This is a genomic window from Wolbachia endosymbiont of Atemnus politus (genome assembly GCF_013309895.1).
In genome coordinates, this window is record NZ_JAAXCS010000045.1 from 1 (window position 1) to 9,689 (window position 9,689).

The following is a 9,689-nucleotide window of genomic DNA, read 5'->3' on the forward strand; positions in this document are numbered from 1 at the left end:
TACAAAAATAAAACTTAAGATAAAGATGAATAAAGGTAAAATTATAAATATCCTCATCATCTGTGGTGTAGTTTTTTTCATATATCTCATTCACGAACCAGTTATAGACATGGTAGAAAAAGTTATAAATAAAATAAAAGGTTTCTTTTAAACTCTTCTGTCTAAGTAGCTTACGCTATAAGATTTCATGGTAGCCATAAATTTAACTGTGTTAAATTTCAATAAGTTAAAATAAATATTTATAGAAACATTGTCTTTTACAACTAGTGTATCTATAATCAAAAATTTGAGGTAAAATTGGTGCTACAGAGAAACTTTTTGATATGGTTGTTAGCATCATTATTTTATGCATACCAATATATATTGCGCATAATTCCAAATGTCGTAGTTCCTGAACTTATAGTAAAGTTTAATATAGGAGCAATAGAAATAGGACAATTTGGAGGGTTATATTATATTGGCTATGTATTAGCTCATATTCCTGTAGGTATTCTTCTAGACAGATTTGGTTTCAAAGTTGTAATACCGGCTTGCATTGTGTTAACGTCTTTAGGTGCTGTACCTTTAGTTAGTTCTAACAATTGGAATTATTCTATTGTTGGAAGAATACTTACTGGTATTGGATCCTCTGCCTCAGTACTTGGACTCTTTAAAGTAATAAGTACCTATTACCGTAGAGAAAAATTTGCTGTAATGTTTAGCATATCGGCTATTATTGGTATCTCAGGTGGTGTATTTGCCACTAAACCGTTACATGTTTTATTTGATAGGTTTGGGTGGGATTATGTGCTTATTGCATTTGTAATGCTTGGACTGTTGCTTGCTTTAGCTACTTTTGTATCTACATCTAAAGTTGATACCTCAGACAAAATAAATATCAAAAATTTAAGCAAGATTGTGTTCAATAAGGATATTTTACTGGTAAGTTTATTTGGCGGTTTTATGATTGGGCCATTAGAAGGCTTTGCGGATGTGTGGTCTGCAACATTCTTGCATGAGATGTACGCTATAGATAAGCACATTGCGTATAGTGTTTCAAAATGGATATTAATAGGCTTTGGTCTTGGAGTTTTATTACTTCCTCATGTATTAACAAAGTACCCAACTAGACATTATGAGATAATAATTTCTTGTGCTATGACTATGATAATTGTGTTCTTATTGCTTTTTATGTACAATGTTGGTACATCCTTAGCATGTGTGTTACTATTCATTATTGGTCTTGCCTGTGCTTACCAAGTTCCTTTGACTGATAAAGTTGTAAGTTGTGTGAAAAGTGATGTAGTAGCGAGTGCAGGATCTGTAAGTAATGCTATAGTTATGAGTTTTGGTTATTTTTTTCATACCGTTATTGCAGGCATGATGAATTTTTATTGGGATGGTAAAGTTGTTGATGGAATTCCGTTTTATGGAACCGAAGCAATGATTAAATCTATGTTAATAGTGCCTGTAGGCTTATTAATAGGAATGTTAGGTTTTTTGTTACTTAAAATTATGACAAAGAGCTTGCCAGATTTGAAGAATTAATATGCCGAACTTGTTTCATATATAGTTTATAAAGTTTTTGATTGTTTTTTATAAGTAAGGCATCTATAATCCTAAATTTGAAGTAAAATTGGCGCTACAGAGAAACTTTTTGGTATGGTTGTTAGCATCACTATTTTATGCATACCAATATATATTACGCGTAATCCCAAACATAATTGCGCCTGGGTTAATAACGAAATTCAACATAGGCATAGCGGATGTCGGTCAATTTAGCGGGTTGTACTATGTAGGCTATACGCTTGCTCACATACCTATTGGTCTTTTCCTTGATAGATTTGGGCCAAAATTTGTTTTACCTGCTTGTATTGTCTTAACATTTACTGGAACATTACCACTTATATGCTTTGATGAATGGTATTATTCAATACTTGGCAGAATAATCGTTGGAATTGGGTCATCCGCTTCAGCAATTGGGATCTTTAAAGTTGCAAGCATGTATTTTTCACAAGAAAAATCTGCGAGAATGGCCAGTTTATCTATAATAATAGGATTACTGGGGGCTATTTATGGCGGGTTACCTCTAGATTTTTTACTAAATAAATTTGGTTGGAATTATGTTATTTACACTTTCTCAGCATTTGGTTGTTTGCTCGCCTTGCTGTTATTCTTTATAACGCCAAGCGTTAAAGCACAGGAGAGCACAAATGATAATGTGTTTCAGAATTTAAAAACTGTACTTTTCAACAAACATGTCATTCTGATAGGCTTTTTTGGTGGCTTAATGGTTGGTCCATTGCAGGGTTTTGCTGATGCTTGGGCAAAAACGTTCTTATATGAAGTATATCAAATGACCGCAGATCTAGCATCTTTACTTCCTTCTCTTGTGTTTATAGGTTTTGGAGTTGGGGCATTCTTTTTAGCTTACTTGCTGGAGAAGTATCCGAATAAACATTACGAAGTAATCATTGCATGTTCTTTTGCAATGATTACCAGCTTCCTCCTGCTTTTTACACAGGTTGGTGGTCTGTATGTTGTTCTGCCTGCACTTCTTGTTATAGGTTTCGCTTCTGGATATCAAATAGTAACACTGTACAAAGCATTAAGTTATGTGAATAATAACTTAATAGGATTAACTACAGCTGTATCAAATATGATAGTTATGGTTTTTGGCTACCTTTTTCACACTGGAATTGCAAAAATAGTGGATTTATATTGGGATAGAGCGGTAATACAAGGAAATCCTATATATGGTACTAAGCTGCTGATAGAAGCAATGTCAATCATTCCTGTATGTCTACTCTTAGCTGTTTTTGGGTTTATGTGGTTAAAGAAACAATCTTAAAATTACTTGATATATTTTAAGATCATTGAATTAAATGGAGTTTGATCTATGACGAGTGTTTCGGAAAGAATCTGTGACTCTAAAAATAACTTGAAGTCTTTTGATAACGAGGTTTATCAGTTTATAGAAAAAGAGTTACAACGCCAAAAGTCACAATTGCAATTAATTGCATCAGAAAATTTTGCAAGCAAGGCGGTAATGGAGGCACAAGGCTCTTTTCTGACTAATAAATACGCAGAAGGTTATCCAGGTAAAAGATATTACTGTGGTTGTGAGCATGTGGACAAAATTGAAAGTCTGGCTATAGAGAGACTTTGTAAGTTGTTTGGTGTAAAATTTGCAAATGTTCAGCCTCACTCTGGTTCTCAGGCAAATCAAGCAGTGTTTGCTTCACTGCTTACTCCGGGTGATACAATACTTGGGTTATCGCTAAGTTGCGGTGGACACCTAACTCACGGTGCAGCACCAAGCCTTTCTGGTAAGTGGTTTAAATCGGTTCAGTATACAGTTAACAAAGATACTTACCTGCTCGATATGGATGAGGTAGAAAAGCTTGCATTCGAACATAGACCAAAATTGATCATAGCTGGTGCTTCTGCTTATCCAAGGAAAATGGACTTTGAGCGTTTTCGTGAAATTGCAGATAAAGTTGGTGCATACTTGCTTGCGGATATTGCTCACTATGCTGGACTTATTACAGCAGGTGAATACCTATCCCCTGCTCAGTATGCACATGTTATAACTTCCACAACTCACAAAACTTTGAGAGGTCCTCGAGGTGGAGTGGTGATGACAAATGATGAAATGTTACATAAAAAAATTCAATCCGCGGTTTTTCCAGGACTGCAAGGTGGCCCACTTATGCATGTGATAGCTGCAAAAGCTGTTGCATTTAAAGAAGCATTGATGCCTGAGTTTAAAACTTATAGCAAAAAAGTTGTGGAGAATGCGAAAATGCTAGCTCAAGCGTTGCAAGCACATGGGCTAAGCATTATAACCGGTGGCACTGACTCTCATATAGTGCTGGTTGACTTGAGGCCACAAAAATTGACTGGAAAAGACGTTGTGGATAGCCTTGAGAGAGCTGGCATTACCTGCAATAAAAACTCCGTACCGTTTGACACAGAAAAACCAACCATTACTTCTGGGCTACGTTTTGGCACTGCTGCTGAGACAACGCGTGGGCTTGAGGCGGAAAATTTTAAAGAAGTAGCTGATCTAATAAATGAAGTAATTCAGGGATTGATCAACGGAAATAGCTCAAATGTTGAAGGAGCGGTGAAAAATAAAGTTGAGAAGATTTGTAAAGATTTTCCTATTTATTACAAATAGCCTCCTCTTCCTGTCATTCCAGTGCCTCCTCTCCTGTCATCCCAGTGCGTGACACTGGGATCTAATTTTTTATGCAAAATTATTATATTTATATACTTGCAAATAGATACAATTTGAAATAATTTACATTATGAAGTTACGAACCAGTGTCACGCACTGGGATGACATGGATTTCACGGGTTCTTAAACTGTTTTAGCTATAAGCATTAAGAAATTTACCAAATCAAAAAAAAGGCAAAAAAACCCCCGTGATGCGAGTTTTGACCCTTTAATACTGTAACTTGGCGCTGTAATAATGTGCTGACGCTTAGTTTAAGCGCGATTTTGGCTGCATGTGAAAAAATTTAAAAGACATGTAGCCCCAATAAATACCTTAAGTTTTTTACTAAATTTTTGTCATTGAATCCGCGCGGATCAAAAACAAGTTTTGAGTCAGAAATACCCTGAATGATATGATAATAAGATTGGCGGGGTTTGTCAAGGGGTTTCTTTGTTTGTGCTAAAGTTTGTTATGCAAGAAGTCTGTTGACTTCTTGCATACTTTGGTCTATATAATTCTAGCGCCTTAAGTTACCGATATGCCCGACCTAAAGACAATGATGTTAAATTTTGGACCCCAGCACCCGGCTGCACATGGAGTGTTGCGTCTTGTTTTGGAGATGGACGGTGAAGTAATCGAAAGGGCTGACCCCCATATCGGGCTTTTGTACCGCGGTACTGAAAAATTAATAGAACATAAAACATATCTCCAAGCTTTGCCTTATTTTGATCGCCTTGACTAAGTATCACCAATGTCACAAGAGCATGCATATTCGCTATGTGTAGAGAAATTGTTACAATGCAAAGTTCCAGTCAGGGCAAAATATTTACGTGTTTTGTTTTGTGAGCTCACAAGAATACTAAATCATCTACTCAATATCTCCTCTCAGGCACTTGATGTTGGGGCGATGACTCCTCTTTTATGGCTTTTTGAAGAAAGAGAAAAGATACTGGAATTTTACGAAAGAGCTTCAGGTGCAAGGTTCCACGCAGCTTACATCAGACCAGGTGGGGTTGCAGCAGATGTTCCAGAAGGTCTAATTGAAGATATTGCAAAGTTCATAGAGCAATTTCCAAAGTATATAGACGATGTTGATGAGCTTTTAACAGAAAATAGAATATGGAAGCAGCGTACCGTGGGAATCAGCGAAATATCAATTAAGCAGGCGCTTGATTGGGGTTTTAGTGGATCAATGCTGCGTGCTGCTGGGCTTGCTTGGGATTTGCGAAAGAGTCAGCCATATGAGGTATATGACCAACTAGATTTTGATATACCGATCGGCCAAAATGGTGATTGTTATGATCGTTATTTAGTAAGGATGGCGGAAATTAGGCAGTCTATTGGCTTGGTAAAGCAGTGTATAGAGAAAATGCCTGAAGGGCCGGTAAAAACTGAAGATAGAAAAATTTCTCCACCGCCAAGAGCAGAGATGAAAAAATCTATGGAAGCTCTAATTCACCATTTTAAGCTTTATTCAGAAGGATATCATGTACCAGAAGGTGAGGCTTACGCAGCTGTTGAAGCACCGAAAGGCGAGTTTGGAGTATATATAGTTTCAGATGGTACCAATAGACCATATAGATGCCGAATAAGAGCACCTGGCTTTGCACATTTACAAGCCTTGGATTTTATGGCAAAAGGGCACATGCTTGCTGACGTTGCCGCAATTATTGGCTCACTTGATATAGTTTTTGGTGAGATTGATAGATAGCTATAGCTTACCATTATTTACAAATAAAATCAATAAAAACGCCTTCTTTAAAGTATGCTCTTATAGTATTTCATGGTAGAAAATAAGTTAAAGAATGTTTTACAAAATGATACTACGTAATTTACTGTTTTTGCTGCCGCCTGAAATTGCCCACTCCTTGGCAATCACAATGTTAAAAAGGATATCTTGTAGAAAACCCATAGAACTACCAGAGTCTTTAAACGTAAACTTCTTTGGTAATAAACTCAGGAGCCCTGTGGGTCTTGCTGCAGGTTTTGATAAGAATGCAGAAGTTATAAGGCCCATGCTCTCATTTGGTTTTGGGTTTATTGAGGCTGGTACTGTAACTAAATATCCTCAATACGGGAACAAAAAACCGAGAATTTTTCGGTTAATTCAAGATGAAGGAATAATTAATAGATTGGGGTTCAACAATAAGGGAGTAGACTACTTTCTTAAACAAATAAATGAACCCAAGCTTGAAGATTGCATTTTCGGCATCAATATAGGAAAAAATAGCACATCGAAGGACCAAGTCAGTGACTATGTTGACTTAATAAAGATGGTATATGGAAAAAGTAATTATATAGTACTGAACATCTCATCTCCAAACACACCTAACTTACGCAATCTGCACAATAAACAAGAACTATCGAAATTGCTGAAATCCATAACTCTAACCAGGAAATCAATTGATAATTCTGGATCCACGCCAATAATACTGAAAATTTCACCAGATATAGATCAGCAAACTAAAGAAAATATCGCTGAGCTTGCACTAGAATATAAAATTGACGGCTTGACAGTAAGCAACACTACGGTCAGTCGAGATAATCTGCACTCCCATTATAGTGAGAGTGGTGGACTGAGCGGCAGGCCACTGTTTAAACTCTCAACTGAGTTATTGAGTGACATGTATAAACTAACCAAGGGCAAAATATTATTGATGGGCTGTGGAGGAATTTCAAGTAGTGCTGATGCATATAAAAAAATAAAAGCAGGAGCATCTTTAGTACAACTGTATACTGCTCTCATATACCAGGGGCCTCAAGTTGTGAATAAAATCAATCTGGAGCTTGCAGAGCTAGTAAGAAGAGATGGATTTAATAATATCAGTGAGGCAGTGGGTTGTGATTGTAAACTTTAGAAGCTGTTCCATTTTAATAGAATAAAACTAATTTTTGATATAAAGATATAGTGGGGAATACTTACTTTTAACACAACAAGTATGAAAAGCTTGAACGACGCTATATCTAAAATCATTAACTATAGATTTAAAAACGATGCTATACTAGAAGAAGCATTAACTCATCCAAGCTTAAATAAAAGGAACAGTAAAAATCAAATTGAAAATTATGAAAGGTTGGAATTTTTGGGTGATAGTATTTTAAATATGGTTGTGTCTGCCATACTATTTAAACTGTTTCCTGAAGAAAAAGAAGGAGCATTAGCAAAAAGAAAAATGGATTTAGTCTGTGGCAGCACTATTGCTAATGTTGCTAAAGAGATAAAGTTGGGTGAATTTATCATCATGAATAATAGTGAACGCTGCAACGGAGGAAAATGTAACCTAAAAAACCTAGAAAACGCATTTGAAGCACTGATAGGTGCGATTTACATTGATGGCGGATTTAGAAATGTTGAAAAATTTGTTGTCCAATATTGGAAAAAACTAGCTAAAGATATGCTTAACCCTCCTCAAGACCCTAAAACCTCGTTACAAGAATGGACACAGAAAAATAAACTATCCTTACCAGAGTATGAGCTTGCAAAACAAACTGGACCAGCACACAACCCCGAATTTACTATATCAGTTTGCATAGAAAATTATGGCGAAGTTTCTGCATGCGCTTCTAGCAAAAAGGTTGCTGAACAAAAAGCCGCTGAGTTAATGCTAGAAAAAATTAACAACAATGAGAAAAACAATTCAACTTAAGCAATTAATCCAAGTTTCAAGGAAGCCAACAACAAAGTATTTTGACTAAAAAATAAGCTATCTTTGTGGGCTATTCTTATAGATGAGAGCCTTAAAGCTATAAGTTTGTGGTATTTAGTATAATGATCTTCCCAGATGAAAACAAAACTCAATACATTTTTAATATTTTTATAGAAATCTATTAGAATGGTTTTGTATGCTTTTTTCTAATGGCTATTTTTAGATGCTTAATGCCCCTTTTGCTCATTTCTTGCACATGCCTACCTATTCAGGGATATAATAAAGACCTTACAAAAATAGACGACAAAGATCATCATGATATAAGTGAGCACGCCCATTCAATAAAGCAATGTAAGGACAGAATGTCTATTTTGGAAAACGACGAACCAGCAGTACCAGAAATTGTGCCCTTGCCCATAAAGTTTCCTGATCTTACAGCCAGTAGTCAGCTTATTTCGATTAATATTAGTGAAGAAGTGCCAGTAAAGGATTTGCTAATTGAGATAGGAAAACTTTCTGACATTAACTTGGGTATAGATCCAAAAATATCAGGTAATATCATTTTAAAGTTGAAAGATAAAAATATAAATGAAGTAATTCAGAGCATAGCTGATAGCGCCAAACTGCGTTACTCAACAAATAATGGTGTGATTAGAATTGAGCAGGATTTACCGTACGCACAAAATTATTACGTGGACTTCATCAATATTCAACACTCTGCTCAAAGTAGCTTCGTTGTTAATAACAACATAACTAGTAGTGATAGAAGCAATGCTGATAAGGATTACAATAGCGTTATGAAATCTCAATATAGCAGTGATTTGTGGAATTCATTGGAAAAGGGTTTGAATGCAATAATGGATGTCAATGGTGTAGATGATGGAGAATTCCTTTCATCCAATAGAGAAACTGGTGTTATTATTTTGAATGCTAGAAAAAATATCCACAAAGCTGTCGAAGAATATATTAATAAAGTTAAGCAGTTAGCGTCTTCTCAAGTAATGATAGAAGCAAAGATAGTTGAAGTCGTGTTAGACGACAAATACCTTTCTGGTATCAACTTAAATGACTTACGCGATGGAACCAAATCTGTAATGAATCAAGATAATTCCATTATTAATCTAGCAATGAACTTTGAAGCGAGCGATCTAGGAAATTTAGTAAAAAGTTTAGATAAATTTGGTACTTCAACTGTGATTTCAAGTCCTAGAGTACATGCCATAAACAATCAGCAAGCGATGATTTCTTTCACTAAAAATCACGTTTATTTTACTTCTGACATACAAAAAGATACTAAAAACTCCAGTCAGACCTTAGTTACCAAGATGAACAGCGTTCCAATAGGTGTTGTGTTAATAATCCATCCAAGCATTAATATTGATACTAGTGAGATATTCATGGACATACACCCAACTTTATCAAGAATTAACGGCTATACCAAAGACCCAAATATAGAGTACGTAGCACAGCAGAGTAAAACGAAATTAAATAGTGACATCCCAATTATTGAAATTAGAGAAATGAACTCCATGTTAAAGATAAAGAGTGGTGAAGTTATGGTAATTGGAGGACTTATAGAGCATAGAGAAGATAAGCAAAGCTTGTTACATCAGAAGTCAAAAAGGCTGGCAGATAACATGAGAACAGTAGAAACCGTTATCTTTTTAAAAGCAACGATTGTTCCAACGTTTGGCTTGTTGGACAAAAAAGATAAGAATTTATATATATATATTAACTAAAAATTAAATATCAAACCGATTTCAATATTGTGAGTGGATATATCATCTGCAATAGGCACCGGAATGCTGAAGTAACGATAACCTAGTAAGGCTTTGACTTC

6 protein-coding genes and 2 pseudogenes are annotated in these 9,689 nt (G+C 35.6%); 7 read left to right on the top strand and 1 reads right to left on the bottom strand.

Features of this window, described 5'->3' with window-relative positions; all coding sequences use genetic code 11:
- Positions 1–318: 318 nt before the first annotated feature.
- From HET73_RS03955 to HET73_RS03985, 7 genes and pseudogenes are all read left to right on the top strand, one after another.
- On the top strand, positions 319–1,527 hold the full coding sequence (locus HET73_RS03955; RefSeq protein ID WP_246210070.1) for an MFS transporter: 1,209 nt from the start codon (positions 319–321) through the stop codon (positions 1,525–1,527).
- A gap of 88 nt (positions 1,528–1,615) precedes the next feature.
- Positions 1,616–2,830 carry an MFS transporter gene (locus HET73_RS03960; RefSeq protein WP_458694643.1) on the top strand — a complete coding sequence of 405 codons (1,215 nt, stop codon included), beginning with the start codon at positions 1,616–1,618 and terminating at the stop codon, positions 2,828–2,830.
- Positions 2,831–2,878: 48 nt separating this feature from the next.
- A complete protein-coding gene (gene glyA / locus HET73_RS03965) occupies positions 2,879–4,162 on the top strand; it encodes a serine hydroxymethyltransferase (RefSeq protein WP_174134050.1) in 1,284 nt (427 codons plus the stop codon).
- Positions 4,163–4,740: 578 nt separating this feature from the next.
- Positions 4,741–5,913 (top strand): annotated as a pseudogene (locus HET73_RS03970) (NADH-quinone oxidoreductase subunit D).
- A 94-nt stretch (positions 5,914–6,007) separates the two neighbouring features.
- Positions 6,008–7,060 (top strand): quinone-dependent dihydroorotate dehydrogenase, encoded by a 1,053-nt coding sequence (locus HET73_RS03975; protein ID WP_246210072.1) that lies wholly within the window; start codon positions 6,008–6,010, stop codon positions 7,058–7,060.
- 81 nt (positions 7,061–7,141) lie between these two features.
- Positions 7,142–7,849: a ribonuclease III gene (gene rnc / locus HET73_RS03980; protein WP_174134051.1), complete on the top strand. Its 708-nt coding sequence runs from the start codon at positions 7,142–7,144 to the stop codon at positions 7,847–7,849.
- Between the two features lie 209 nt (positions 7,850–8,058).
- Complete coding sequence (locus HET73_RS03985; RefSeq protein ID WP_174133160.1) at positions 8,059–9,588, top strand: type II secretion system protein GspD; 1,530 nt, start codon at positions 8,059–8,061, stop codon at positions 9,586–9,588.
- On the opposite strand, the pseudogene HET73_RS08165 reads toward HET73_RS03985, so the two are convergent.
- Positions 9,585–9,689: pseudogene (locus HET73_RS08165) on the bottom strand (P44/Msp2 family outer membrane protein); the annotation flags it as partial. The gene HET73_RS03985 and the pseudogene HET73_RS08165 sit on opposite strands and share 4 nt — an antisense overlap.